This window comes from Nostoc cf. commune SO-36, assembly GCF_023734775.1.
Taxonomy (GTDB): domain Bacteria; phylum Cyanobacteriota; class Cyanobacteriia; order Cyanobacteriales; family Nostocaceae; genus Nostoc; species Nostoc commune_A.
The window spans coordinates 4431066-4457500 of record NZ_AP025732.1 but is presented as its reverse complement, the minus strand read 5'-3'; the positions used below and the strand labels follow the sequence as shown (position 1 = coordinate 4457500).

24 protein-coding genes, 1 tRNA gene, 1 rRNA gene and 3 pseudogenes are annotated in these 26435 nt (G+C 40.4%); 16 read left to right on the top strand and 13 right to left on the bottom strand.

The features are described from left to right. Positions 1-80: 80 nt before the first annotated feature. Positions 81-1569: ribosomal RNA gene (locus ANSO36C_RS20070) — 16S ribosomal RNA — on the bottom strand. A 312-nt stretch (positions 1570-1881) separates the two neighbouring features. Here ANSO36C_RS20070 and nadC point away from each other — a divergent pair. After that, positions 1882-2748, top strand: coding sequence for a carboxylating nicotinate-nucleotide diphosphorylase (gene nadC / locus ANSO36C_RS20065; protein ID WP_251955939.1), 867 nt, complete (start codon positions 1882-1884; stop codon positions 2746-2748). Between the two features lie 20 nt (positions 2749-2768). On the opposite strand, the gene ANSO36C_RS20060 is transcribed toward nadC, so the two are convergent. Beyond that, positions 2769-3002, bottom strand: a complete 234-nt coding sequence (locus ANSO36C_RS20060) for a XisI protein (protein ID WP_410174717.1) — start codon at positions 3000-3002, stop codon at positions 2769-2771. Between the two features lie 536 nt (positions 3003-3538). Further along, positions 3539-4459 (bottom strand): annotated as a pseudogene (locus ANSO36C_RS20055) (IS4 family transposase); the annotation flags it as partial. A gap of 150 nt (positions 4460-4609) precedes the next feature. Here ANSO36C_RS20055 and ANSO36C_RS20050 point away from each other — a divergent pair. Beyond that, complete coding sequence (locus ANSO36C_RS20050) at positions 4610-4903, top strand: PH domain-containing protein (protein ID WP_251955938.1); 294 nt, start codon at positions 4610-4612, stop codon at positions 4901-4903. 268 nt (positions 4904-5171) lie between these two features. Here the strand turns inward: ANSO36C_RS20050 and ANSO36C_RS20045 are convergent, their stop codons facing one another. Further along, complete coding sequence (locus ANSO36C_RS20045) at positions 5172-5627, bottom strand: BON domain-containing protein (protein ID WP_251955937.1); 456 nt, start codon at positions 5625-5627, stop codon at positions 5172-5174. Between the two features lie 465 nt (positions 5628-6092). Between ANSO36C_RS20045 and ANSO36C_RS20040 the strand changes: the two genes are divergently transcribed. Then, the gene (locus ANSO36C_RS20040; RefSeq protein WP_251955936.1) at positions 6093-7013 is read left to right on the top strand and encodes a ribonuclease D; all 921 of its coding nucleotides are present in this window, start codon (positions 6093-6095) and stop codon (positions 7011-7013) included. Positions 7014-7425: 412 nt separating this feature from the next. On the opposite strand, the gene ANSO36C_RS20035 is transcribed toward ANSO36C_RS20040, so the two are convergent. The 3 genes from ANSO36C_RS20035 to rplU all read right to left on the bottom strand — a co-directional run bounded on the left by ANSO36C_RS20035 (position 7426) and on the right by rplU (position 8958). After that, positions 7426-8142 (bottom strand): molybdopterin-dependent oxidoreductase, encoded by a 717-nt coding sequence (locus ANSO36C_RS20035; protein ID WP_251955935.1) that lies wholly within the window; start codon positions 8140-8142, stop codon positions 7426-7428. Between the two features lie 81 nt (positions 8143-8223). Next, the gene (gene rpmA / locus ANSO36C_RS20030) at positions 8224-8520 is read right to left on the bottom strand and encodes a 50S ribosomal protein L27 (protein WP_251955934.1); all 297 of its coding nucleotides are present in this window, start codon (positions 8518-8520) and stop codon (positions 8224-8226) included. A gap of 30 nt (positions 8521-8550) precedes the next feature. Next, a complete protein-coding gene (gene rplU, locus ANSO36C_RS20025) occupies positions 8551-8958 on the bottom strand; it encodes a 50S ribosomal protein L21 (protein WP_251955933.1) in 408 nt (135 codons plus the stop codon). A 616-nt stretch (positions 8959-9574) separates the two neighbouring features. On the opposite strand from rplU, the gene ANSO36C_RS20020 reads away from it, so the two are divergent. Next, complete coding sequence (locus ANSO36C_RS20020) at positions 9575-9808, top strand: Nif11-like leader peptide family natural product precursor (RefSeq protein ID WP_251955932.1); 234 nt, start codon at positions 9575-9577, stop codon at positions 9806-9808. 283 nt (positions 9809-10091) lie between these two features. Here ANSO36C_RS20020 and ANSO36C_RS20015 read toward each other — a convergent pair whose 3' ends face one another. After that, positions 10092-10586 (bottom strand): DUF1392 domain-containing protein, encoded by a 495-nt coding sequence (locus tag ANSO36C_RS20015; protein WP_251955931.1) that lies wholly within the window; start codon positions 10584-10586, stop codon positions 10092-10094. 355 nt (positions 10587-10941) lie between these two features. Here ANSO36C_RS20015 and ANSO36C_RS33930 point away from each other — a divergent pair, with 355 nt between their 5' ends. From ANSO36C_RS33930 to ANSO36C_RS20000, 4 genes and pseudogenes are all read left to right on the top strand, one after another. Further along, the gene (locus tag ANSO36C_RS33930; RefSeq protein WP_267145327.1) at positions 10942-11067 is read left to right on the top strand and encodes a hypothetical protein; all 126 of its coding nucleotides are present in this window, start codon (positions 10942-10944) and stop codon (positions 11065-11067) included. Positions 11068-11114: 47 nt separating this feature from the next. Further along, a complete protein-coding gene (locus ANSO36C_RS20010) occupies positions 11115-11321 on the top strand; it encodes a high light inducible protein (protein ID WP_190913396.1) in 207 nt (68 codons plus the stop codon). Between the two features lie 177 nt (positions 11322-11498). Next, positions 11499-12092, top strand: a pseudogene (locus tag ANSO36C_RS20005) (SDR family NAD(P)-dependent oxidoreductase); the annotation flags it as partial. 650 nt (positions 12093-12742) lie between these two features. After that, on the top strand, positions 12743-14023 hold the full coding sequence (locus tag ANSO36C_RS20000) for a hypothetical protein (protein ID WP_251955930.1): 1281 nt from the start codon (positions 12743-12745) through the stop codon (positions 14021-14023). Positions 14024-14139: 116 nt separating this feature from the next. Here the strand turns inward: ANSO36C_RS20000 and ANSO36C_RS19995 are convergent, their stop codons facing one another. After that, a complete protein-coding gene (locus ANSO36C_RS19995) occupies positions 14140-14745 on the bottom strand; it encodes a site-2 protease family protein (RefSeq protein WP_251955928.1) in 606 nt (201 codons plus the stop codon). Between the two features lie 736 nt (positions 14746-15481). Between ANSO36C_RS19995 and ANSO36C_RS19990 the strand changes: the two genes are divergently transcribed. Then, a complete protein-coding gene (locus tag ANSO36C_RS19990) occupies positions 15482-15736 on the top strand; it encodes a DUF4212 domain-containing protein (protein ID WP_190942616.1) in 255 nt (84 codons plus the stop codon). A 9-nt stretch (positions 15737-15745) separates the two neighbouring features. Continuing rightward, positions 15746-17401, top strand: coding sequence for a sodium:solute symporter family protein (locus ANSO36C_RS19985; protein WP_251955927.1), 1656 nt, complete (start codon positions 15746-15748; stop codon positions 17399-17401). 69 nt (positions 17402-17470) lie between these two features. On the opposite strand, the gene ANSO36C_RS19980 is transcribed toward ANSO36C_RS19985, so the two are convergent. Then, entirely contained in the window at positions 17471-18313 is an 843-nt protein-coding gene (locus ANSO36C_RS19980; RefSeq protein WP_251955926.1) for a tetratricopeptide repeat protein, read from the bottom strand. A gap of 533 nt (positions 18314-18846) precedes the next feature. Between ANSO36C_RS19980 and ANSO36C_RS19975 the strand changes: the two genes are divergently transcribed. Both ANSO36C_RS19975 and ANSO36C_RS19970 read left to right on the top strand, forming a co-directional pair. Then, a tRNA-Ser gene (locus ANSO36C_RS19975) sits at positions 18847-18931 on the top strand. 490 nt (positions 18932-19421) lie between these two features. Then, entirely contained in the window at positions 19422-19799 is a 378-nt protein-coding gene (locus ANSO36C_RS19970) for a hypothetical protein (RefSeq protein ID WP_251955925.1), read from the top strand. Positions 19800-19972: 173 nt separating this feature from the next. Here the strand turns inward: ANSO36C_RS19970 and ANSO36C_RS19965 are convergent, their stop codons facing one another. Then, a complete protein-coding gene (locus tag ANSO36C_RS19965) occupies positions 19973-20596 on the bottom strand; it encodes a pentapeptide repeat-containing protein (RefSeq protein ID WP_251955924.1) in 624 nt (207 codons plus the stop codon). On the opposite strand from ANSO36C_RS19965, the pseudogene ANSO36C_RS19960 reads away from it, so the two are divergent. Then, a pseudogene (locus ANSO36C_RS19960) lies at positions 20596-21092 on the top strand (YraN family protein). The gene ANSO36C_RS19965 and the pseudogene ANSO36C_RS19960 sit on opposite strands and share 1 nt — an antisense overlap. Positions 21093-21161: 69 nt before the next feature. On the opposite strand, the gene ANSO36C_RS19955 reads toward ANSO36C_RS19960, so the two are convergent. Continuing rightward, positions 21162-21551 (bottom strand): hypothetical protein, encoded by a 390-nt coding sequence (locus tag ANSO36C_RS19955; protein WP_094333021.1) that lies wholly within the window; start codon positions 21549-21551, stop codon positions 21162-21164. 273 nt (positions 21552-21824) lie between these two features. Between ANSO36C_RS19955 and queA the strand changes: the two genes are divergently transcribed. The 3 genes from queA (at position 21825) to ANSO36C_RS19940 (ending at position 25281) form a co-directional block, all read left to right on the top strand. Continuing rightward, positions 21825-23009 carry a tRNA preQ1(34) S-adenosylmethionine ribosyltransferase-isomerase QueA gene (queA, locus tag ANSO36C_RS19950; protein WP_410174622.1) on the top strand — a complete coding sequence of 395 codons (1185 nt, stop codon included), beginning with the start codon at positions 21825-21827 and terminating at the stop codon, positions 23007-23009. A 336-nt stretch (positions 23010-23345) separates the two neighbouring features. Then, positions 23346-23966, top strand: coding sequence for a serine O-acetyltransferase (locus ANSO36C_RS19945; protein WP_251955923.1), 621 nt, complete (start codon positions 23346-23348; stop codon positions 23964-23966). Between the two features lie 184 nt (positions 23967-24150). Then, positions 24151-25281 carry a tetratricopeptide repeat protein gene (locus ANSO36C_RS19940; protein ID WP_251955922.1) on the top strand — a complete coding sequence of 377 codons (1131 nt, stop codon included), beginning with the start codon at positions 24151-24153 and terminating at the stop codon, positions 25279-25281. 349 nt (positions 25282-25630) lie between these two features. Here ANSO36C_RS19940 and ANSO36C_RS19935 read toward each other — a convergent pair whose 3' ends face one another. Beyond that, positions 25631-26326 carry a potassium channel family protein gene (locus tag ANSO36C_RS19935; RefSeq protein WP_190910465.1) on the bottom strand — a complete coding sequence of 232 codons (696 nt, stop codon included), beginning with the start codon at positions 26324-26326 and terminating at the stop codon, positions 25631-25633. Between the last annotated feature and the right edge of the window lie 109 nt (positions 26327-26435).

The following is a 26435-nucleotide window of genomic DNA, read 5'->3' as shown; positions in this document are numbered from 1 at the left end:
CGACCGACCTAAGGAATGACCAACTTACTATCTATATAGCTGTATGCTTTTCGATATGTAAGGGGTGTAGGTCTCCCTAAAAAGGAGGTGATCCAGCCACACCTTCCGGTACGGCTACCTTGTTACGACTTCACCCCAGTCACCAGTCCTGCCTTAGGCATCCTCCCCCCCGAAAGGTTGGAGTAATGACTTCGGGCACTACCAGCTTCCATGGTGTGACGGGCGGTGTGTACAAGGCCCGGGAACGAATTCACTGCAGTATGCTGACCTGCAATTACTAGCGATTCCTCCTTCACGCAGGCGAGTTGCAGCCTGCGATCTGAACTGAGCTCCGGTTTACGGGATTTGCTTGCATTCGCATGCTTGCTGCCCTCTGTCCGGAGCATTGTAGTACGTGTGTAGCCCAAGGCGTAAGGGGCATGCTGACTTGACGTCATCCCCACCTTCCTCCGGTTTGTCACCGGCAGTCTCTCTAGAGTGCCCAACTTAATGCTGGCAACTAAAAACGAGGGTTGCGCTCGTTGCGGGACTTAACCCAACATCTCACGACACGAGCTGACGACAGCCATGCACCACCTGTGTTCGCGCTCCCGAAGGCACTCTCAACTTTCATCAAGATTCGCGACATGTCAAGCCTTGGTAAGGTTCTTCGCGTTGCATCGAATTAAACCACATACTCCACCGCTTGTGCGGGCCCCCGTCAATTCCTTTGAGTTTCACCGTTGCCGGCGTACTCCCCAGGCGGGATACTTAACGCGTTAGCTACGGCACGGCTCGGGTCGATACAAGCCACGCCTAGTATCCATCGTTTACGGCTAGGACTACTGGGGTATCTAATCCCATTCGCTCCCCTAGCTTTCGTCCCTCAGTGTCAGTTACGGCCTAGCAGAGCGCCTTCGCCACCGGTGTTCTTCCTGATCTCTACGCATTTCACCGCTACACCAGGAATTCCCTCTGCCCCGAACGTACTCTAGCTATGTAGTTTCCACTGCTCTTATGAGGTTGAGCCTCACTCTTTAACAGCAGACTTACATTGCCACCTGCGGACGCTTTACGCCCAATCATTCCGGATAACGCTTGCATCCTCCGTATTACCGCGGCTGCTGGCACGGAGTTAGCCGATGCTTATTCCTCAGGTACCGTCATTGTGTTCTTCCCTGAGAAAAGAGGTTTACGACCCAAGAGCCTTCCTCCCTCACGCGGTATTGCTCCGTCAGGCTTTCGCCCATTGCGGAAAATTCCCCACTGCTGCCTCCCGTAGGAGTCTGGGCCGTGTCTCAGTCCCAGTGTGGCTGATCGTCCTCTCAGACCAGCTACTGATCGTCGCCTTGGGAGTCCATTACACTTCCAACTAGCTAATCAGACGCGAGCTCATCTCTAGGCAGTTAACCTTTCACCTCTCGGCACATCCGGTATTAGCCACCGTTTCCAGTGGTTGTCCCAGACCTAGAGCCAGATTCTCACGCGTTACTCACCCGTCCGCCACTGTGCCCTAAAGCACCGTTCGACTTGCATGTGTTAAGCATACCGCCAGCGTTCATCCTGAGCCAGGATCAAACTCTCCGTTTTAATTTGGAAAGCTCTATAAGCTCATTTAGCTGCTCTTTTTTAACTTCAGCTTAGTTATTTTTATTTGCTTGACGCAATACACTTGCTGTATAATCGCTTTCAAACTATAATATTTTCAAGGTTCGGTGTCTTTTATGCGTCGCTCTTTCGCGCTCCGCTTCAAGCACTTATTCAATATAGCGAACCCAATTCATTGTGTCAACTATTTTTCCAAAATTTCTTTGGATTGTTTCTACATCACTATCAAAGCCTTGAAGCGCAAGGAGTTTAGGCTATAGTATTGCTGAAGTCTCTTAGGAAGAATCTAAATCTGTGAGCTATTCTGCTGTTTTGCCTCCCTGGCTGGTTTTAGATCCTCTGTTGCGTGGCTGGTTGATAGAGGATATTGGCAGGGGCGATCGCACAACAAATACGCTACTAGTAGAAGATGTGACGTTAGGCTCGGCTAAATGGATTGCTAAAGCTTCTGGGATAATTGCTGGTTTACCAGTCGCTGCTAGGGTATTTCAGATTTTGAATGAAAAAGTCAGTTTTGTGGCAGTTGCAGCTGAGGGTGCATGGTGTGAGTCGGGACAGGTAGTAGCTGAAATTCATGGTTCACTGGATGCACTGTTGATGGGGGAACGGGTCGCGCTTAATTTGGCTATGCGGTTGAGTGGGATTGCGACGCTGACTAATATATATGTAGAGAAAATTGGTGATTTACCTGCTCAGTTGGTGGATACGCGTAAAACTACGCCAGGGCTGAGACTGTTGGAAAAGTACGCGACTGCATTGGGTGGGGCGATTAATCACCGCATGGGGTTGGATGATGCGGTGATGATTAAGGATAATCACATTGCTGCAGCTGGGGGAATTGGAGAAGCTATTACCCGTATTCGTTCTCAGATTCCTTATCCCTTGACTATAGAGGTAGAAACGGAAAGTTTAGAGCAGGTGAAAGAAGCTTTGCAGCATAAGGCTGACATTATTATGTTGGATAATATGCCTTTGGATATGATGCGTCAGGCGGTGCAGTTGATTCGCCAACAGAATAGGCGTGTGAAAATTGAAGCTTCGGGGAATGTGACTTTGGAAACGATTCGCGCTGTGGCGGAAACTGGTGTTGACTATATTTCTAGCAGTGCGCCGATTACTCAGTCAAGGTGGCTGGATTTGAGTATGAGGATTGTACTTTAAAGATAATGAGGTGAATCATTCTACTGCAAAGTCGGGTAATATCGCATTTTTGGAGGATCGAACCCTAAAACAATGTCTTCTTTGGGGACACCGAGTTCAACTAACTGGTTTGTAATCCCAACCTCAATACCATGTTGTTGAATCCAAATTTTGCTATCGATGATGTCTAAGTGAAGGACAGTGCTATACAGTCGCTTTGAGCCGCGCCAACCAACGTAGACTAGTTGGTAGTGGTTGCGTTCGGTATCGAAAATAGTTTGGGCTTGGATGCGATCATCCTACACAAGTTTGGCGCGTCCTGTTAGCAGGTTTTGGATGTGTTGTCGGTAGCCATTGTTGAATCCCACATTCCGCACTTCATTTTGCAATATATGCACTAGTAATAAATAATACAGATTTATTGCAAGTATGAATACATAAGCCACTTAGTAATTAATACAAGCAGTATATTGAAAATACCAACTGTTTGAAATTCTCATGGTATTGATAGTAAATGCCGGAAAAAAGATGGGAAAATTAGTCGGAATTAAGTAAAATTATCAAAAAAATGAATTACCAAATAGAAGAGTTTGAAAGTAAAAACTTGGATCACAAAAGTGTTGAATGTTAAGAAAAATCCGAAAAGATATTTTGTTCGCGTATATATTACGAGAACAAAAAAGCGAAAAAAGTTGCTTATACCTTACTATTGGCACACTCAAAAAACTTAATTGTTAATTGATGAGAATATCTTTAAACCGTGGAGCTATAAATTGAGGATGAAAAACTTAGAAGTTCAAAATGGATATATTCAACTGGCCTGTCTAAAAATTTGAAAAGATAGTTTTTGTCGGGGAGAACCATTATTTCGATGACTTCGTTTTTTACTCTTAAACTTAGAGCGGGCTTTCTTGACTACTCTTGGATTACTTCTATGTTGTCGTAAAGGGATTTCTAAATCGGAGATTTCGGCAATTAACCAACTATAATATGTATTGATATCCAGTAGATTATTTATCTGACGTTGAAACTCAGGAATTGCACGTCGAACAACTCGTAAACTCCCAATAAAACTTAACTTTAATGGAGAAATATTTTTCAAAGTGGCACTTTGAAACATTAAACACCGTAGGCAATAATGTCCTAACAACCACCCATAAATTTCTTGGACTACTTCACGAGGATTCTTAGAACGGATAGGTATTTTTCGTCCATTCAGATGGATTTTCAACTCATCTAAAGTATTCTCTACTTCCCATCTTTGATGATATTCTGATGCTAATAGCAAAGCCGGAAATTTAGCAGTATCCATTAAATTCGTAATCAAACGGTAAGTTTTTGGAGTACCATTTTCTTCAATAATATATTCAATGATGCGGACAGGAATTCGGGTTGCACCCTTCCTTTTCGACTCCCCATCAGGTACAATCCATGATTTATAGGAGCCATCTGGAAACAGTTTCACCACTTCAAATTTTGCATGGGCTGGGAGACGACCAAGGAAATGACCTTTTTGTTTAATGATGGCATTAACCATCTTGAAAGAATGTAATCCTCTGTCCCACATTAATAACATACTAGAGTCAATACTGCGTAATAGTTTTAAAGCACTTCTTCTTTCTCCCATGCGATAGGGAGTTATTAATGCATCTATAATTAAATGAGTGCCTGCTTCTATTAAAACCACTAATCTAGCTTTTGGAAAAGCCGGATATGTACCTGAAAATTTACCAGTGACATATACTAAAAACAAAAGTGATGGTGGAATTTTAGTTGTCACTTCATAATATATTAAAGGGATTGTGTTCTCGAAATACTATCGAGAACACGATTTTTATGATTACTTTCATCTGGGGAGCGTTAATATCCTCTTTTCTTCATTATGTCTACGAAAGAAAATGATTTGATTTCCAGAGCAGAACTACTGCAACAAGCCATTGCGACTTTGCAACTCATGATTCAACAAATCAAGGCTGGTGGGGAAATAGCACCACCTGGTTGCTGCGTTTCCCGTTACCAAGCACGGGGTAAACAAGGAGTTTATTGGTACTACAAGTTACACGCTAACCACCCAATTTTTCCCACCGCTCAACCCAACAAATTGAGTAAATACAAGCATTTAGGCAAGGCTGGAAGTCCTGCTCACGTTGATGCAGTTATGCCCATCCCAAGTTGATTACTTACAATCATGCATTGATTCTCTTCGACAAAATTGGGTGGACTTGTACGATAGTCTCAAAGAGAAAAACTAAGTCTCTCAATTTTTATTGTTCTCGTAAATAAACCGCGAACACTTTTCTCTTGGTTTTACTCCCCTTTTTCCTTAACTGAGCAGTATTGAGAGTGGTGTTATCTTATTTGAGCAAATAAAAAACAGGACTTACATCTGTGTAAGTCCTGTTTAGCTTTTATGCCGATGTTAACTGGAAGACTCAGTTATTCTTTTATGGATTTTTCACAGCTTCAACTTTTGCTTCCACCTTCACCATCTTTACACCCTGAACTTCTTTAGCTAAAGTTTCAGCTTTTTTGAGTTCTTCTTGAGAAGCTGCTGTACCTTTGAGGATGATTTCAGCCTCTTTGTTTTCAACTTGTAACTTATTGCCTGGTAAGCCTTTATTCAACTTTTTGCTAACTTCAGCTTTTAAGTTGCTCTCAACTTTTGTTGTCGTTTTTTCAGAATGAATATTAACTTTAGTACCTGTACTAGCCGCTAAAGGAGTCGTTTCTATCCCTGGAACTTTAGCAGTTTGATTTATCTGCGAAGCTGGTTTTGCTGGTGCTTGAGCGGCTTCATTAGTAGTGCTAGGAGTTTCTGAACCAGTTTTGGGAGTCTCTTGGCAGCCAAAAGTACCAACTACCAACACACTACTAACTAGTAATAGAATTAGCTTTTTCATTATCTATCTCCGAATTGAGTACTTGAAGCGATTAATTGAGGTGTCTGTCCTGGTGAGGAGCAAATTTTAAAAAACAATTAAATGTGAAGTAGCAAAAGTTCCTAAGCAATAGCTCAGGTTCCTGAAAATTGAAATTTGGGCGATTTCTTGAAGCTAAGATTTTGTGGCCAGTTTTGAGAAATGCCAATTCAATTTTCTTGACGACTGCTAACTAGGATGCCTCTGCATACAGCCTGTACTCTCTATGAATTTAATGTAGATGCTGAGTAGCTCTTTCAATGATAGACTATCCCACGCCACAGTGGTGAATTGATGTTATCAGATTTGATTCGCTTTGGCGATGTTTATGACAAATTCAGAACTTCAACATTTTTGTAATCCTGTTCCAGCAAAATTACTAACAAAATGTTACTTTAGAAAACTATGGCTTACTTACAATCTCTAAATATCAGGAAATATTAGCCAATGCCCTACCTTAGTTCCGCTAGTAAAATTAGCGCTATTGTTGCTGAATATACCAATGCCAAAACGCTGTGGATAGATACAGAAGTAGCTGACTACAAAACTCGTAATCCCCGATTATCGCTGATTCAGGTATTAGATAATCCTCAAGATATGAGTGGCGATCGCGTCTATCTTTTAGATGTCTTAGATCAGCCTATAATTATAGCTGAATTTATCGAAAAAATTATGATGGAATCTGCCATTGAAAAAGTTTTTCACAACGCCAGTTATGATTTAAAATTTCTCGGTAACAAAAAATCTAAAAATATTACTTGCACTTTGGAAATGGTCAAAAAAATCCCTTACTATCTTTTGCCATTACCCAACTACCAACTCAAAACCATAGCCACTGAACTTTGTAGCTTTAACAATATCGATAAACAAGAACAAAAAAGCGATTGGGGAAAACGCCCTTTAGCTGAAGAACAGATAGAGTATGCTTACTTAGATTGTATTTATCTTGCTCAAATTCACTTAAATTTGTTAGCGCTACAAGCCCAAGCTAACCCAGAACCCATAACGGAAGACTTAATATCACTAACTACCAAATGTTCACAACTTGAGCAACAATATAAGTTGTTGAATTCAGAATTTGAACATTTACAAGAACGCATCAAAAAAACTATGCAAGCTCAAAATATATCGGAAACTCCTTATTATAAACTAACTAGTTATGAGCGAACTACAGTCAAAGCTAGTTTTACAGAATTGGCAAGGCTAGCACAAGCTCAAAATATAAATTTAGATTTTCCAATCACACTAACTCAGAAACTGCAAAAAGATTTAGGACAAAATTTGGAACAACTATCTGTATATATTGACAAAAGCACATCTTGGCGACTAAGTTCCAAAACTCAAGAGAGTGAAATCGAGGATGAATGAACTAAGTAGGTAGGCATGATTAAATATAAGATGTCATTGCAAGTGAAGCGAAGCAATCCCAGAGACTTTGCGATTGCTTCGCTTCACTTGCAATGACGGAACATATTATATTTATTTACGCCCATTACTTACCTATACTTCCTTGACGGGTAAGTGTTTTTTTTGGTAAAGCGATACTCCACGAACCTTAAGTGTCAAGTTTTTTGATAAGATAATTAAGCATAAAAAAACCTCCCGACGCCAATCGGGAGGTCTTATCAAGAGTTTTCAACATAATTCAGTTTACTAGTATTTTTTTTGTTAATTTTCCACCGGCAGATATGTATTCTTTTGCATCTTGGTGTGAGAATTAAACACAAATAAACCTTCCTGGAGTCAGAGGTTGCCCATATAGATTAGCTTTTTGCCCGCCTTATAGCCCTGCAAACCACTCATAGCCCTGATCCTCCCAATAGCCTTTAGTAGGTAACAAATTGCTGACGAATGTAATTTGAGTTACCCACTTGCTTTGCTTGTAGCCCAATTTAATTGGGGATGCTAGACGTATAGGCGCACCATTATCAACTGATAAAGGTTGCCCATTCTTTTGATAAGCCATGAGAGTTTGGGGATGTATGGCAGAGGCAAGATCCCAGCTTTCATAGTAGCCATCAGCAGATTGAAAGTAGACATAGCGCACGTTTGACTTCGGCTGTACCAGCGCTACTAAGTCTCGTAATCGCACGCCTCCCCATTGAGCGATCGCAGCCCAACCTTCAACACACACATGACGAATTACCATTGAAGTCAGGGGAAGTTTTTGAATATCTGCCATACTCAATTGCATCACGTTACTAACCTCGCCATCAATCTTCAAGCGAAACTGCGCTGGATCAATTTGCGGAGTGAAGTCAAAGGTATTAATGAGCAATTTGTCTGGTTCTATGGCACTAACAGGAAATTCCGGTACTGGTTTTTGACTTAGCAGGAGTGCTTCAAGACTTTGATTTAGTGGCTCAGATATTTGCCGCAGATTATCTGAGAACAAATTTGTCCCACAGCCACCTAAAAGAAAGCCTACCCCCGAAAGTCCAGATACTTGCAGTAATCGGCGACGGGATAGGGTGCGTTTGGGAAGAATCAGACTCATATTACCTCTACAGGAAAATCTGACCATCAAAGTCAGCGCCAACTAGTGATTAGGGTGGGCACTCTTACCCACCCTAACACTCTAACTTGCTACTGCCTCAGCAGGGGTTGCCTCAGTAGCAGTTAGGGGTAAATAAACACTAACTTTTTTACGGGTTTTGCCCTTTCTCTCAAACATTACAACACCGTCGATTAAGGCAAACAAAGTGTCATCGCTACCAATACCGACGTTGTTACCAGGGTGAAATTTGGTACCGCGCTGACGCACAAGAATGTTTCCTGCACGTACAACTTGACCACCATAACGCTTAACACCCAGACGTTGGGCATTAGAATCACGACCATTGCGTGTACTACCTGTTCCTTTCTTATGAGCCATGATTTCCTCTTGTGTATCTACTTCTTTTTATTATTCAGCAGCGGTTTCAACTTCTTCGGCAGGGGTCTCATCTAAAACGGGAGTTTCCTTCTCCGTTTCACCTTGGGCTACAAATACTGCACCATTAAGGGTGATGGAGTCAATCATAAGTCTAGTAATTTCCTGACGATGCCCCCGCTTTTTGCGGGTTTTCTTTTTGGGCTTCATCTTGTATACCAGAACTTTACGACCTCTGTAATGCCGCATTACAGTCCCTTCTACAGTTGCACCTGTCACTAGTGGCTGTCCAATACTGACTTCGCCATCGTGCTGCACGAGTAATACGGAGTCTATTGTAACTTTTTCATCTGGTTCGATCGCAAGCAGTTCAATATCGTAAAACCGCCCTGGCTCTACTCGTATTTGTTTACCGCCAGTTTCAATAATTGCGTAGGTCATGGAATTGTCCTTGAGGTTGCCGTACAGGTAGCTGTTTTTTATCTCTTATGGAGACGTTTTTGCCAGCCTTTGTAGTATGTCCACCTGATCCGAGCAGGAATTAGACAGACAATCTAAGATTGTATTTTATTAGTAGGTGTCAAGTCAAGCTATAACAGGGTTTTTAGATTTAGCATTGTGTCTGGTCAGCATAAAGATTGAAAATTCGGCTAATTCACTACTGTCCATTTGCTAATTTTCCAAGAGTGGGAAGGGGCAGAGAGAAGCTCATACATAAAATGTATTTATTAGACATCTCCAGAAATTAAATATGCGTTAACCAGAACCCTTGTAGAGACGTAGCACTGCTACGTCTCTACATTCTTTTTCGGAGATATTTATTGACTCTGAAAGCTTGGATGCATTATTGCCACTATCTTAGGGTTGAGTTTTATAAAAAAGCAACAAAAATTAGTCTAAAAGTTATATTTTCTTGTCAAAATCAACACATTTTTATTCTTTGTTTTAAGATCGAAAATAGATGCTTTATCTAAAAATTGTTTACAGAAGTTAGTGAATGCTTAGTAATTAAATTACTATCTTCAAACCTGAGATTTCAAATAGGAGATGGATTATCATGACACAGCAAAATGCTGCCCGACTTTTTCAAGCCGTAAAACAAGATCAAGCATTACAGGAAAAGCTTAAAGCAACAGCTGATCCAAAAAGCTTTATCAAGATAGCTCAAGAGCGTGGCTATGACTTCACCGCCGAAGAACTAGACAGTGAGATCGACAAATTGTCTGATGAAGATTTAGCCGCTATTGTCAATCCAGGATGGGGGACTAGACGTCATATTAATCCTAGATAATTCCTATTCTGGGCAGCCAAAAGTATAGGAATAACTGAATTGACAAGTTTTGCTCCTCAAGGCGATAGCGTTGCATCATCTCCTTGAGGGGCATTCTTCTTAAAGTAAGCAACTCTGTCACCATAACTGCTCTTTTTTATTTTTCATAACCGGACATGGAGCCACTTGCAGCTAATGGTTTCTCAAGTTGTGCGAACCAATTATCAAAAGTCAATAATTAAAAATTCTTGCCTTGCTTGACATTTTTTTCCTGTTTAACTCATGGATTAGGATAAGTTAATAGTCATACATTCACTTTTGCTAAATCGACATCCGCAAGCCAGATAATTCTACTTTGATTTAATGTGATTTCTTCTAAAATTGGGGAACGCCATTCTACTGCATAAAGCCAAGTATTTTTCAGGCTAAAAATCCCTTGAATAATACGACGTGTTGGGCTTTCACCAAAATCAACTTCCACCAAATCTCCTAATTCAAAAACTGGTGTACCAACTGTGCATTTTTTCACTAACTTTGTTCCAAAAAATTCTTCTTGAGGCAAGTAGAGTATTTCACGACAGCAGACAATAGCGTAAATCCATTCCTGTCTCTCCCATTGGACACCACAACAGTAGCCTGATATATCAGAGCTTGATAAGAAGACTTTTTCGAGCATTTGAACTGCTAATTGCGGCATGGCATTTCCCCAGGGAACAGAACTATGCCAACAAGATTCTAAAGTGACAATTTGATTAATCATGCAAAGCAATCTCTTTTTTATACATAAACTACTTTGCACTTGTCTAATCCGGATGTAATTTTAAAATCCAGTCACAGCAATACTTTAGTGAGCTACTATGACGCATTAGTAGTTGAGGATTAGCTAGCGGAGACAATGCCTAACGACAAGCCCTAGCATGCGGGTTCTCTCAAACAGTGCGAGTTAGCCAGTCGCTCATGGAAAAAACCATACTACTCACCTGATGCAAATAAAACAATGCAAAGCAGCTGGCTCCCTCAAATTCGACTAGCACAGTACGGCTTAAATAAACCACCTATTCTAAATCAATGAAACTCTTAGGCTGTATTTATTCGGGCACTAGCACAAACTTTCAGTCATTATGCTATAGATCCGAACCAGGTAGCGTTCTCTGATGGTGCTTCCTACGCCCTTTACGTTGGCATTACCAATGGCGACTTGTTTAACCACATTATTGGTATTACAGATACTTCCTGTGACGCTTTCAGATTCCCCAATAGACAGAGAACTGCAACCGTAATAGTAACTAAGATGTGGGTGTAGGAAAGTTATTAAGGAATATTTACAATGGCAACTGAAACTAACAAAACGATTGAATTATCTACTGAAGCTAAAGCCTATAACGGTGTCGATCGCAATGCTTGGATTATTGGGTGGAATCCCCAACAAGAGTTGTGGAATGGGCGTTTAGCGATGATTGGCTTTGTTTCTTACCTACTTTGGGATTTGGCTGGTTATAGTTTAGTACGTGACGTACTTCACTTGGTTCGTTAAATCTTCGCTTATATTTATCCCCCGTTGGGGGAAATCAATAAAGGTTTTAATGCTATTTATTTAAGCAGGAAATTTTTGTTTTTTTTGATGAAATTGAAAAATTTCAAACATAACACGATCCTTAGCAAAACGTATGGTAGTGCTTTTAGTTTCTCAAAAACCTTTATTTGGGTGAAAGCAGTGCCATATTTTTCTTCAGTAGAAGGTACGCGATCGCTCCCCTACCAAAGTGCTTACTCGGCAGCCAAGCACGGGGTTGAGGGTTTTATCGAAGCGATGCGCCTTGAATTGCAACATGAAAAATTGCCTATCAGCGTCACAAGTGTGAAGCCAGGGGTGATCAACAGTCCCTTCTGGAACAATGGCCGGACGAAATTAGGCGTAAAGCCTGCTGGGATACCACCTTACTATGAGCCTAAACTTGTAGCTGATGCCATCCTCCATGTAGCCGAACATCCAACTCGTGACTACTTGGTTGGGGATGTAGCTAAAATATTAGATTTGCTACAGCGCATCTCACCACCCTTAGTAGATTCACTGTTACTGCTCATCGGCTTCAAGTTACAGCATAGTTCCGAGCCGAAATCCGAAGATGCATCAAACAATTTTTACCAACCAGTTGCTGAAGACGACAGAGTTAACGGAGATTATGGTCACTTAGTTATACCTAGTGTTTCCGACTGGGTGGAGAAAAATCCGGTTCTACAGTGGGGTGCGATCGCTGGTACAGCAGCATTAGCGTTGCTAGTAGCTCAAGTAATCAAAGATTAAGGATAAATGCAGTAGCTCCCCTTAAAAGGCTACTGTGTACCCACAAGTCTCTGTTGACGAAATTTACAAAAAGCTCAATTTCCCATTTTTCTCGTTCCCAGTTTCTGATGTCAGAAACTGGGAATGCCTATTGAAATTTGAATCGCTTCTACAATTTCAAGGGACTGCCTTCTTCAATTCAAACCTGGAGCTTAAATTGTTTTTGAGCTTATCTAGCACGGGCTACGCCTACACAGTTTGGCATTTTTGTGATACAATTGTACTATAAAAGAAAGATATCGGGTGAATATGCAACGCAAAGTTTACTAGGCGATGCCCAAAGTTTGTAGAAAATTAACACCATAGTAGCTAGTTTGTGAATGCAATTATAAATACACAATAGTTGTTTTGTATATGTCAATCTTAGGATTTTGGCATCAATTTATTGTGTATTTACCCTTCAACTTTTTACGGTTGTAACAGCTTATTTAGGAAGAGTAATAAACTTCATTAATTGTGGCTTTCAAGAATTATTGACCTTTATCTAGAAGGTAGCAATATGACGAATAATAAAATTTCTCTGGTAGAAACTAATTCAAATTCTTGCACAATATCGCAACAATATTATCGTCAATATTAAGCAACTGCAAGAAAATTATCAAAGAACAGGTATGAAGCGGGTTAAAGGTGTAAGAAACGAAAATGGCGAACTGCTTCAGCCTTGGTTGCAAACTGAATATATGGATAATGCTGAGTATGTTGGTATGGGCGAGTTTCAGTTTAATCGCAATACCGCTACTATCAATATGCTTATCAAACGTAAAGTCAAACTTACAAAATTTGCAGACCAAACCCCGACTCTTGAGGTAGCAGGTTTGCTAGTAAATGACCTCACTAGCTTTAATAATTACACAATTGTCAGTGACGGCAAAATCAACATCAAGTCCTTACAAGTCAAAATTAGCAATAAAAAAGCTTTTGATTTACTCAAACAAAAGGGTGTGTTGGATGCAGAAGATTTTGACTTTCGTGCTGAATATAGTATTCATTTAGATAACTTGCCGCTTGTAGCTGCTAATAGTTATTACAGCAGCATTGATGGGCTATTCAATAAAATCGCAGAAACTAAAGTCCTTACTAGTGTTATTTCTGCTCACTTAAAAAAGGAGTCAGATGTATTTGTATCAAGACAGTTAGATGAATTTAAAAAGCACTATTTGTCCAAAAACGTTTACGTCAATTTTCCTACAACTAATGAATACACAGACATACATAAAGCTATAGCTAATGCTACTCTTGATTCAAGATTGAGCTATAAAATTGACATCGGTAGTCAAGATATTCTGAACTTGAGTAAGTTACCTTCTGCTAACAAGTTTCTAAATAAGATGTATCGTCTTTATGACAAAGAGACTGGAGAAATTATCATCAAGCCTAATTTTGAGAGGGCATTTAATGATAATCTCGCTATTAGGCACAGATTACTGTCATCGCGCACCAAGATTACGAAAGTTGATGATTTTCTGAAGCCAATTTTCGATGATTTTCTTGGGCTTGAGCAAAATGGTGTAGTTGAAAGTATTCTTAAGAAAGTTGGTGCTAATAGTTTGGTGCAGTTATTGCAGGATAAACAAACTGGCAAGCAAATCAGTAAAGAAGAAATGGTTACAGCATTGACAACTGCAAATACCAAACTAGAGCAATATGTAGAAAAAATATACCGAGAGAAAATTTCTCCCTTGATATTTTATATTGGTTGTAGTGGAGGCTTGCCAGAGCAAATGGAAACAAAACCCATGAGTGCAGAAGAAGTTGCTGCTAAATATCCAAGTTTACAATTTTCTAAAGATGAGCAAGAAGGCACTTTTTTTGCAGTTGGTAATAGTATTATCAGCATCTATGCTAAGACTGAATATTATAGCAAAAAGGTGTCTATCATAAACCATTTATAAACAATAAGATGCCCCCACTTTTCAAAAATCCGGGGCATCTTTGGGCTTTCAATTATCACAAATAAAATCAGATGACTATATCAATAATCTATTTTTACTTAAAAATCTGTTGATTTTCACCCAAGCGCAGACTGAATAACTAAATGAGCAATGCCACTAATCCCCGCCCCAAATTCTGGAATTATAAATAGAAGCATCATTGCAAAAACTCCAAATTGGCTATATTGCAGTGGCTTTAGCTGAGGAAAAATTTCACTGAAAACATGAAAACCATCCAGTGGTGGAATTGGCAGCAGATTAAAAAGAAATAAGGTCAAATTTATCTGAGCTGCTAAGTAAAGAAATTCCTCGCTAAAAAGTCCTGAAAGACTCGGATTAGAGAGGAATTTCAGCATCGCAATAAATAGAATTCCTAAAGTCAGATTTGATAATGGCCCGGCTGCGGATACCAAAATATTGCCTAGCTTTCCAGAGCGAAACTTAGAGGGGTTGACGGGCATTTGTCCCCAAGCTATACCCATAAGACAGAGAAAAATGATCGATTCTTTGCCCATGTGAACTACAGGATTAAGCGTCAGATGACCAGTTTTTTGGGGAGTATCATCTCCTTGAATCATAGCAGCCCAGCCGTGAGCAAGTTCATGCAAAGTGATAGAGAATATAACAATTACAATGATTCTAAAAAAATGAATCGGTTCTGTGATGAGTGTTTCGATAAACATATATTCTGGCTGGTGGTATGGTTGAAGCTGAAATTCGTACTTTCTGAAGACACGCACGAAAAAGTTACCCAATTTCAAAACTGGAAAGCTTGAGAATCAAGGTTGCTCATAAATAAATTAGGTAATTTATTTTTGCGCGGTTTCCAAGACTACTTAAAAAATCTATGGAGATGCTGGTTGTTTAAATCAGATTTTTCTCACCGTGATGATATAAATTTTCATCTATACTGACTGCAATGCATAGCAAAGCTGAGTAAAACAATACTTGTATAATATTTACTACATTTTTGTGATGCCATATATGTGTAATAATAAGCTAGTTATACATATAGTATAAAATTAGCTGCGTAAAAGTCTATAGTATTTATTCGTATCTTTTTAAAATTAACTTTACTCACTTTTATGATTGTCAATTGCTTGTATAGTTATCAAAAGTCAATATTTAGTATTTAAAGGCGTAAATTTTTTAGTGGTAAATACTTGATTTATTCTAAAAAACGTGTGTATAAATTTACTGCAATACTAATTACTTATTGAATATTTCAGCTTCATCAAACAACATTTTTTACAAGCAACTATGGGGTAATTTTCAAACAGTAATTACTTAGTTGAGTTTATTACTTTAATGATAAATATTATTTACTAAATAACTTAAAAATTAATACAGTCATTAGGCAGGATATCAACGGCTTACTGATATTATTTTGATGCACTAACGCAATGATGATGAACAACGATGGATGAGGATCAGCGCCGTTCTTATTGGCGTGCTAATACTGCTTTAATTCGTAATCTTTTAATTGTCTGGGCATTGGTTTCCCTCGTTTTTAGTATTTTGTTGGTTCAACCTTTGAATGCGATACGGTTTTTTGGCGTACCCTTTGGCTTTTGGATGGCGCAACAAGGGTCAATCCTGGTATTTGTGGCCTTAATTTTCATTTATGCCTTCCAAATGGACAAGCTAGACCAAAAATACAATCTCAAGAAGTGAGGAAAAACCGTGTCAGTTGAAATTTGGACTATTGTATTAGTTGGACTTTCCTTCCTCGCCTATATTTATATAGGTTGGCAATCACGAGTCGAAAATAGTAAAGACTTCTTTATAGCAGGTCAAGGGATACCTTCAATTGCTAATGGTGCAGCTACCGCCGCCGACTGGATGTCGGCAGCTTCATTTATTTCAATGGCGGGGCTGATTTCTTTTTTGGGCTACGACGGTTCTATTTATTTAATGGGGTGGACGGGTGGCTATGTATTGCTAGCATTATTACTGGCTCCCTATCTACGGAAATTTGGTAAGTATACAGTGCCAGATTTCGTAGGCGATCGCTATTACTCTAATATCGCTCGTCTGGTGGCAGTAGTGGCAGCCATTTTCGTCTCCCTTACCTACGTTGCTGGACAAATGCGGGGCGTGGGCATTGTTTTTAGCCGCTTTCTACAAGTAGATATCAATACAGGCGTGATCATCGGTATGGTGATCGTCGGCTTTTTCTCTGTGTTAGGGGGGATGAAAGGCATTACCTGGACACAAGTAGCACAATACTGCGTGTTGATTTTTGCGTACCTGATTCCAGCGATCGCGATCGCCTGGTTTCTCACTGGTAATCCTATTCCCCAACTAGCATTTACCTTCAGTGATATTGCTGACAAACTCAATAAAATCCAGGTTGACTTGGGGTTTAAGCCTTATACTGAGCCATTTGTGAACAAGTCGATGCTAGATGTGCTGTTCACCACCATTGCTTTGATGGTAGGCACAGCTGGCTTACCCCATATTATTGTCCGCTTTTACACAGTAAAAAGTGTGCGTGCCGCTCGCTATTCTGCTGGTTGGGCACTACTATTTATTGCCATTCTTTATACAACTGCTCCAGCCCTCTCCATGTTTGCCCGCTACAACCTGATCGATTCCCTGCACGATCATTCGATTGCAGAAGTGCAGCAGCTAGATTGGGCGGCCAAGTGGGAAAAAACCAAACTGTTGGCTTTTGATGACATAAATAAAGATGGGCGTCTCCAGTTAACCCCAAATAAAGACACCAATGAAATCAAGATTGACCGAGATATCATTGTGCTTTCCACCCCAGAGGTAGCTAACCTGCCTCCGTGGGTGATTGGCTTGGTAGCGGCTGGCGGTTTGGCAGCTGCTTTGTCTACAGCATCAGGTTTGTTGCTGGTAATTTCCAGTTCCATCGCCCACGATATTTACTACCGGATCATAGATTCATCAGCCTCAGAACAAAAACGGGTATTTGTCGGGCGGATCATGGTAGGTTTTTCCCTCGTCCTCGCCGGCTATTTTGGGGTGAATCCGCCGGGATTTGTGAGTGAGGTGGTAGCTTTTGCCTTCGGTTTAGCCGCCGCTAGTTTCTTTCCCGTGATTTTCCTGGGGATTTTCGACAAGCGCACTAATTCTGAAGGTGCGATCGCCGGCATGTTAACGGGTTTAATTTTTACAATCATTTACATTGTCGGCGTTAAGTTTGGCGGGATGCAACCCTGGTTTTTCGGGGTTTCTCCAGAAGGAATCGGCACTTTAGGTATGCTAATTAACTTTGCTGTCACCCTAGTAGTTTCGCGCCTAACGCCACCTCCTCCAGCAGAAATTCAAGCGATGGTAGAAGACCTTCGCAGTCCATTGATTGAAGAATAGGGAATTGGGAATAGCGCATTCATTGCTTATTTCTTCCCCTGCTTCCCCTGCTCCCTCATCCCCCACTCCCTACTGTCCAAGCTCTTTGATGTTATTCATCACTTGTTGGTATAAGTCGTTATTACCCTGACTTTGAAAAATGTTTGCTGCTTGCTGTAAATCCTTAAGTGCCCCCTGTTTGTCTCCATTAGTGGCGCGGGCATTTCCCCGATTATTGTAGGCAGGGGCAAAGTTAGGATTGAGGCGAATGGCTTGATTGTAATCTGCGATCGCACCCTTGGGATCTCCATTAGCAGCACGGGCATTTCCTCGGTTATTATAAGCGATCGCATATTTGGGGTTGAGGAGAATTGCTTGGTCAAAATCATCTAGCGCCCCTCTTTTGTCCCCATTGGTGGAGCGAGCATTTCCTCGGTTATTGTAGGCTTCGGCATAGTTGGGATTTAGGCGAATCGCTTCACTGTAATCTTTAACTGCTTCTCTATTATTTCCTAGTGAGGCACGGGCATTCCCCAAGTTATTGTGGGCTTCAGCGTCGTTAGGGTTGATGCGAAGTGCTTGATTATAATCTGCGATCGCTTTTTCCTTGTCTCCCAAATCAAAGTAGGCTAGTCCCCGGCCATTGTAGGCAGCGCCATATTGAGAATTTTGACTAATTGCCTTACTATATGAAGCGATCGCAGCTTGCAAGTCGCCGTTTAAATGCTGATTCTTTCCTTGAAGATAGAATTCCCCACCAATAGACGTTGTAGTTGAACGACGGTTAGGTTGACTGACTCCTATTTCTGTCACTAATACATTGTCTTTCTTACTACAAGAAATACTGCTAATTGCAGTCAATGTAGTAAAAATAGCTATGGTAAACAAAGTATTTACCCTTGTTAGTTTTTGTCTAAATAAACGCCGTTTCATAAGTTAATATAAACTGCCATAATACCTGAACAAAATTAGTACCAAAGTCTAGATTTTAATTCTTTAACTCAATAGCTATTCTAACTTTTGATGGGCATTTAAAGTTAATTGACAAACTTCCCTTATATTTTATAGATTTATTTAATAGTTATTTGCAAGACTAATGATGAGTTAAAAAGTATAAAAATTATCATTTTTTATCTTATCTGCTATCGTGTCTCTGCTTTTTATCCCATTTAAAAAACCTTTGCAACATATATATAAATTAGCTGGCTGTAAATGCCAGGGTAAACTGACACTTTCCGTCAGGTGTTTGAGTTCATAGACCCAGAAGCATTAAATCGATATATGCTTCTCATCCCTTGTGTCAACAAGCCTAATTGAGATGCTCTTACCCTGTCGGCGTTCCTGGAGCATTGCTTTACCCAAAAAAAAGCGATAATGCTATAATGCTTTAGGGAATATGGTGATATTTCCATTACTGCACAGCATTTGAATATAGAATACATAATCAAATGTCTAAATAAATAGCTGGAGAGGTGTCCGAGTGGTTCATGGTGACGCACTCGAAATGCGTTTTGGGGAAACCCAACGGGGGTTCGAATCCCCCCCTCTCCGTTCAAAAGATTGTAAAAGTCATTCTACCTTTAACAAATGGCTCAGAGTAAATTCTCTGGTTAATTGAGATGGTAGCTTGGTTTCTACTGGAACTCTTGATATCAGTGCTTTTGCTACGTAAAACCTTTACTCTCCGCCTCGGAGAGTAACTTGAACTGTAGTAATACTTACGCAAAAAAACTTTTACAACAGTTTTCATGTATATGAACCATATATACTGTATGGGCGCATGGCAATGGAATGCCTTTAGCTAACTGTACAACTCCAGCTAATGGAAATGAAAGAGAGCAAATATTACCACTGCTAGATAAAGTCAAACTTAAAACTTTAAAGCCTAATAGACCGCGTAAGAGAGTGAAGGTCTTAGCAACTGATAAAGTATTACTAACTAGTATAACACCTTGCTCTGTCTTGATTTCAGTGCTTTTACCCTGCCAGAACCCCTTTGATTGCGGATAAAAATATATGAAATATTATATTTTGAAACTGTATGTATTTTAAGTTAGGCGGGATTGTGGGAGCGATCGCGATTTTATTAAGCAGTGGTAGTGCGAACGCTCAAGATACCGAAAGATATATTACTGTGGGGCACGATAAATTAGGAAACAGCGTAGCTCTAGACACGAAAACTATTAAGGGCACGACATACAAGCTTTACGGAGTGTATGGAGATGGCATCTTCGAGACTACCTTTGATGCATCTTGCACAGAATCACGGATTTTTCGCAATCGCATTGCGATTTACGGGCCAGAAGGACAGCTACTTGAAGAGGATAAGGAAAAAGGAGAAATACCTTTTGTAGCAAGTTCTTCACCAGGCAAAGGAATGAAAATTGTTTGTCAAAAGATTGGTGCCCGTGGTTGGTAAATGCTCAATATTTTGAGGAACAGAGGAAACAGCACTTCTCTACGAGACGCTCTTGCTAGCCTGCTTCCCCAAAGGGGTACAACTACCGGAAACAGAGGGAGCAATGGGAGATAAAGGGAATGGAAAATAAATATTAACCAATGCCCCATACCCCATACCCAGGTAGAAAACTACTAAGGACAAAACAACGTGTCACGCGTATCTCGTCCTGTAATGGGATTAGTCCCTTTGGCAAGTTTGCACAATTTTTTTTGCTCATCGGAACGCAGCAGCGTATCGGTAAAATCTGCCCCGTCAATGATTGCACCATCAAATCTGGCGTTAGCAGCAAAAGCACCCTCCAGCAGTGCATTTGTCAAATTTGCTCTGACTAAACGAGCCGAGTCTAAAGTGGCATTTCTCAAGTCAGAACCCTCTAAATTCGCAGACTCTAAATTTGCTGCAAAAAAACTGACACCGTTCAAATTAGCGTGGCTGAAGTTGCTTTGGCGAAGATTAGCTTTGGTAAAGCTAGAGTCTGTTAAATCACGTCCTGAAAAATCAGCCTCAACCAAAATTTCCTTATTATATTCGAGTGCCAAAGCTGTTGGAGGCAAACCGACCGTTACAGTGATGGCAATTATTCCCCACAGTAATAAGCTGAGTATGTTTGTCCAATCAAGATGTTTTAGTTTATACTTTAAGCCAAATTTTATTGGGGATAAGTCGAGTGTAGAACTCGTTGTGCGTAGTAGGCGTAGACCGCCGCAGGCATCGCTTAACCTAGAATTTACAGAATTCATCATATTTTTAGTCAATGGCTAACCTTCCTCCATCTCATTATCCAGATATTGGTCATTTAGGAGAAGACCTAGTAGCCCAATGGTTGCAAGCTACAGGTTGGATAATTCTTCATCGTCGCTTTTCTTGTCGCTGGGGAGAAATCGATATTATTGCTGAATATGATAGAGGGGCAGTAGAAAAACTCAGCACTCAGGACTTAATATTGGCATTTGTTGAAGTTAAAACCCGCAGTTCAGGTAGTTGGGATGCAGGGGGAAGAAGCGCAATCACCCACAAAAGCAAGCAAAAATCTGTCGGACAGCAGGAATATTCTTAGCCCAGTACCCTGAGAAGGCAGATTATTCTTGTCGATTTGATGTTGCTATTGTCTACGGCCAAAGGGTATTAAAAAATCTGACTGGGGTTACAGCCAACCAGGAAGCTCTAGCTACTTCATCACTACCCGGATATAAGTTGAAGCTGCAAGAATATATCCCCGCAGCTTTCGACTCTTCAATTGATAATGGTTAATCGGTAATGGATAAAATATCTTCATTACCAATGACCAATAATTTTGTAGTGGCGTTAACCAAAATAATGTTACGCCAAAGTTTCTGGGCAGTAGCCTAAGCCCCGGACAAACTGTTGCCGGAACGCTTCAATTTCATCTCTTTCTGGACTACCGTGAGAAACGATCGCAACCTGATAGCGACGCATCACCTCCACAGGGCATTGTCCGGCTTCCAAACTCCAAAGTGCCATTTGCACCCTCATTGGCGGCTCGTAGCTAATTCCTAATTCATTTAGAAAAGCGCGAAAGTCGCCATCTTCTTGGGGCGAGACTTGACCTTTGAGTTTGATCCTAACCACCCAGCCATCAATTTGATGAATTACGGTGACGAATGAAACTGGTGTCTGGGGTCTAGCGTGGAGGTGTTGAACGACCCTCAGGGTTAGACTGGCATTTGCCAGATAGTACAAGTATTCCATGTTTGTTGGTGCTTGGGATCAAAGCCAATCCTACATATCTATATTCGTCAATAAGTGCCTCTTCCCGGTAGGGTAAAAGCCCCCGTTTTTAGATGGGGAGGTTTACCCAATTTTTATGTTAATTTTTCCGTGTTACTTAATAGTAACAATCTTATAGCCTAGCGGCAAAACTGAGCGAAGATGCCTTAAAGTTCCTTTAAAAGAGAAAGCTCAATCCAGCTTTTTTAGGAGAGTATAAATACTAAAATAAAGCAAAAACTAGTAGAAGCCAATTTGAAAGATACATCTCGTCCACAAACAAAAGATTTTGAATTAGATTGCTCGGTAGCTGGCTATGACTACGAACTACCTCCAGAACTCATTGCCCAAAACCCAGCAGTTCCTAGAGATAGCTCACGGTTACTGGTGATTAATTCTCCGACTACAGGCATCGAAACAGCACCCCTACACCATATTTTCCATGATTTGCCTGCACTGCTGCGTTCTGGTGATTTGTTAGTTATGAACAATACAAGAGTCATACCAGCGCGGCTTTATGGTCATAAATCCACTGGTGCGAAAATCCAGGTGTTGCTGTTGGAAGAACGGCAGCATAATTGTTGGTTAGCTTTGGTTAAGCCAGGAAAAAGCTTCAAACAGGGAGCGAAGATTCTTTTTGAACCAAGGCAATTAGGAATTAAGGATTGTAAAGATTCTTCCCTAGTACCCAGTATCCAGTACCCAGTACGCAGTCCCCAACTCACGGCTACGGTTTTAGAAACAGACGCAGCAACAGGGGGGCGTTTGTTGCAATTTGATGTGCCAGAGGGAAAGTCTTTGGTGCAACTGTTAGAGGTATTTGGAGAAGTACCTTTACCACCTTATATCACTACCTCAGAAGCTGCTGATGAGCAATATCAAACAGTTTATGCTAAACAGCCAGGAGCGATCGCAGCGCCGACGGCAGGATTACACTTTACCCCAGAATTATTACAAAAGTTGGGCGATCGCAATATTAATCAAGCTTTTGTAACGCTGCACGTTGGTGTCGGCACATTTCGCCCTGTAGAAGTGGAGGATGTAACTACCCATCAGATGCATGAAGAATGGATTGAAGTCCCCACCGCTACAGTAGAGCAAATCCGCGCCACAAAAGCTGCTGGCGGTCGAATTATTGCTGTGGGAACAACGGTAGTAAGAGCTTTAGAAGGGGCGGCTCAATCTGGCAACTTACAACCATTTTGCGGTAAAACAGACTTGTTTATTTATCCCGGCTATCAATGGCGGGTTGTGGATGGTTTGATTACTAATTTCCACCTACCACGTTCTAGTTTGTTGATGTTGGTAAGTGCGCTAATTGGCAGAAAACGGTTATTAAATATATACAACGAAGCGATCGCTTCAGGCTATCGTTTCTATTCCTTTGGTGATGCCATGCTAATTTTGCCGGAAGCCGTAAGAGTCCTTAGTCAGGCATAACCCGCATTCCTCACAAGCTCAAGGCGTTTGATGGAGCAGAAGAGAAGTAATGAGTAATGAGTAATGAGTAAAAACTTCTTACTTCTTACTCATTACTTATTACTTATTACTTCTCCCCGGCACTTGCACAGGCTTTAAGAGGTGTGGTGAGAAATCCGGCATAAGGGCAAGAGGTTCGCTGAAGTTTCAAATGCCACGAAAAGCTGTAAACTTTGATGCAAAAGGAAAATGAAATTACTAATTTTGGTATATTATACGTCATGTTAGCTTTAAGTGGCTGAACTTCAGCAAATTGTATTTTTTTAGAGAATTACAACATCTAATCCGAGTAATTTTATGCGTGATTTCGCCATTAAATTGGTCAAAGCTTTCATCCAGATAATGAATTCTCCGATGCTCATACCGTTTATGGTTAGTACAAACAAAGAAGTAATTCTTGTGGATGTAAGACGATGGGCAAAGATTCTTCATCTCAATGATAATTTTGACTGGCTTAACTTGCTATATTTGCTTTATAAATATCCAGAATTTAGAACTCTTTACTATTACAGGATTAAAAAAAGTAACTTTATTGGATTTATATTTATGCATATTATCAAGTTTTTTTATAGAGAATGCCCAAGCCTATTTTTATATTGTGATAATATTGGTTCTGGGCTATTTATTCAACATGGATTTAGTACTATAGTTTCAGCAGAAAGTATTGGTGATAATTGCTGGATTAATCAACAGGTTACGATAGGATATAGCAGTGAAAATGAGCATCCGATAATTGGCAATAATGTAACGATAAATGCAGGAGCAAAATTGATTGGTAAGATAATTGTCAATGATAATGTCACAGTAGGAGCGAATGCAGTCGTAGTCAAAGATGTTCCTAGCAATTGTGTTGTTGTCGGTGTTCCAGCTTATGTAATCAAGAGAGATGGCGTGAAAGTAAAAGAGCTGTTGGTTTGAACTTATTTGTTGATTACCAGATTATAAAATCTGTACAATACCCCGGAATAATGACAGGGATGTTTTAGCAAAAGTGGGACGCTCACAGTGTGAAAAATTTTTAATTTTTTGATTTGTAATTTTTTATGCTGTGGTGGGTACTCTGACTTATAAACATATAAGCATAAGTACAACTATGCCACTCATGTCTAAAAAATCTCAATCTCATCAATGGTTTCACAGCTTATTTAAAGTGACATTTCACCGAAGCCCTATTCAGCAAAAGCCCCTACTCAGATTTCTGTTTACTTCCTTTACGTTTTTGGTTTTGGCTGCACCAATAATTACTAATTTTCCAGAAAGTAAGCTGCTGGCAGAAACTGCAATTTCTCAGGATCTCGAAGCAGCTAGCTTTTTCCAGCAGGGAGTGACGCGCTATAATCGCAAAGACTTACAGGGTGCGGAATATGCCTTTCGTCAAGCGCTAGAGCGAGATTCTAACCTTGGGGCAGCACGAAATTATCTGGGGAATATATTCATGGAGCAAAATCGCCTGGATGTAGCTTTACAAGAATATACAGAGGCGATTAGGATTAATCCCAATTTTAGCGAGGCTTATTATAACTTAGGATTGGTGTTGCATCGACAAGGAGAAAAAAATGCAGCGATTACGGCTTATCGCCAGAGCTTGGTGATAGATTCCACAAGGGTAGCAGCGCTGTATAATCTGGGTTTGGCGCTGTATCAACAAGGACAGTTAGAAGAAGCGATTGCAGCATACCAAAAAGCAATTAGTCTAGATAGCAGCAATGCCAATGCTTATTTTAACTTAGCGATCGCTTTGCAACAACAAGGTCAAATAGAACCTGCGATCGCTACTTATCGCCAAGCCTTACAGCTAGATCCTAAAAATGCCGTAGCCTACAACAATATGGCAAATTTGCTAGCAATTCATGGTCAAGCTTCTGAGGCTATTTCTGTTTATCGGCAAGCTATTCGCCAAAATCCTAAAAATGCCTCAACTTACTATAATTTGGGAGTCACTTTATATAATCAGGGCGAGATCAACAAAGCCAGTGGAGTCTTAAAACGCGCTCATAATGAGTATCGTGAGCAAGGCAACATTGAACAAGCTGAAAAAATTGAGCAGCTAATGCAGCAAATAGCCCAGAAGGCTGGGCAACAAAAACCTCAAGCCAATCAAACAGCTACTACAAGTAATTTAGTGCAAAGACTTAAGCGACAAACGCCAAATCAACCAGAAACTTCAGCTAACCCTGACAATGTGCCTGTCTCAGTTGAATTCCAGCCTACTTCAACCAATTCTGGACAATAAAACAGGAGTCAGAATACAGAATTCAGAATACAGAATACTCTACCCATAAAGGGATAGAGTTTTAAGGCGAGAATATTTTAATTTTTTTCGCTTTACTTCGGGCGTTAGCGCAGGGGGACGTTCGCGGTAGCGTCTTTAAGAGTTGTACGGTTTTAACCAATATTCGTCACCCACTCGTACAGAATTCATACTGAATACTGAATTCTGAGTCCTGAGTTCTGAATTCTTCTTATAAAAAACTCAGAGTTAGAAATAAAAGAAGAATTTATTCGCCAGTTACCAGAATTTAGCATTAATTCTGGCGACTGGTGCTTTTATTTTCCTTAATATTTAATAACTCCTATCTTTTTTAAATTGGTAAACGGTTGATATCTTTATTGCAACCAATAACGACCATTGCTGAACCACGCTCTAAACGCTTGGTGGGGTCAGGATTAATTATAAATTTTCCATCCTGGCTCACTGCTAGCAAATTTAAACCGTAGCGGTTACGAAGTTGAAGCTCAGTGATTGTTTTGTCGTGAAATTCGTCAGGCACAATCAACTCTACAATACTGTTATCTGGGTCTAGATCAAACCGATCTAGGATTGCTGGTTTGGTAAGTGTACGCGCTAACGCACAGCCCGCTTCATACTCAGGAAAAACAACATGATCTGCTCCTACTCGCCGCAACAGTTTCCGGTGAACTTCACTAGAAGCTTTGGCAACTACATGGGGGACACCAGCTTCTTTGACATTTAGAGTAGTTATGATGCTTTCTTGAACGTAGTTGCCAATCGCTACGATTACAGTATCAAATTCAAAAATTCCAGCTTCTTTGAGTGCGGCTGGTTCTGTAGAGTCTAGTTGCAAAGCATGACCAACGATTCCCTCAGTTAATGCTTCTGAAACTCGTTTTTCATCAATATCTGTTGCTAGCACTTGATAGCCAAAATTGTGTAGTGTGGAACAAACAGACCTACCAAAACGACCTAACCCAATTACAGCAAATTGGTGGTTATCTTTACGTAAACTGCGAAAAAAACTTAATGATGACAGATTCACCGTTGTTATCCTTATTATGGCTCCCTGTATTTAGGGCAAAAAACGGTTATACCGCTTGAATTAAAAATTTTATTTTTTGCCTTACAATGTATATTTTATCAGTTTAGTT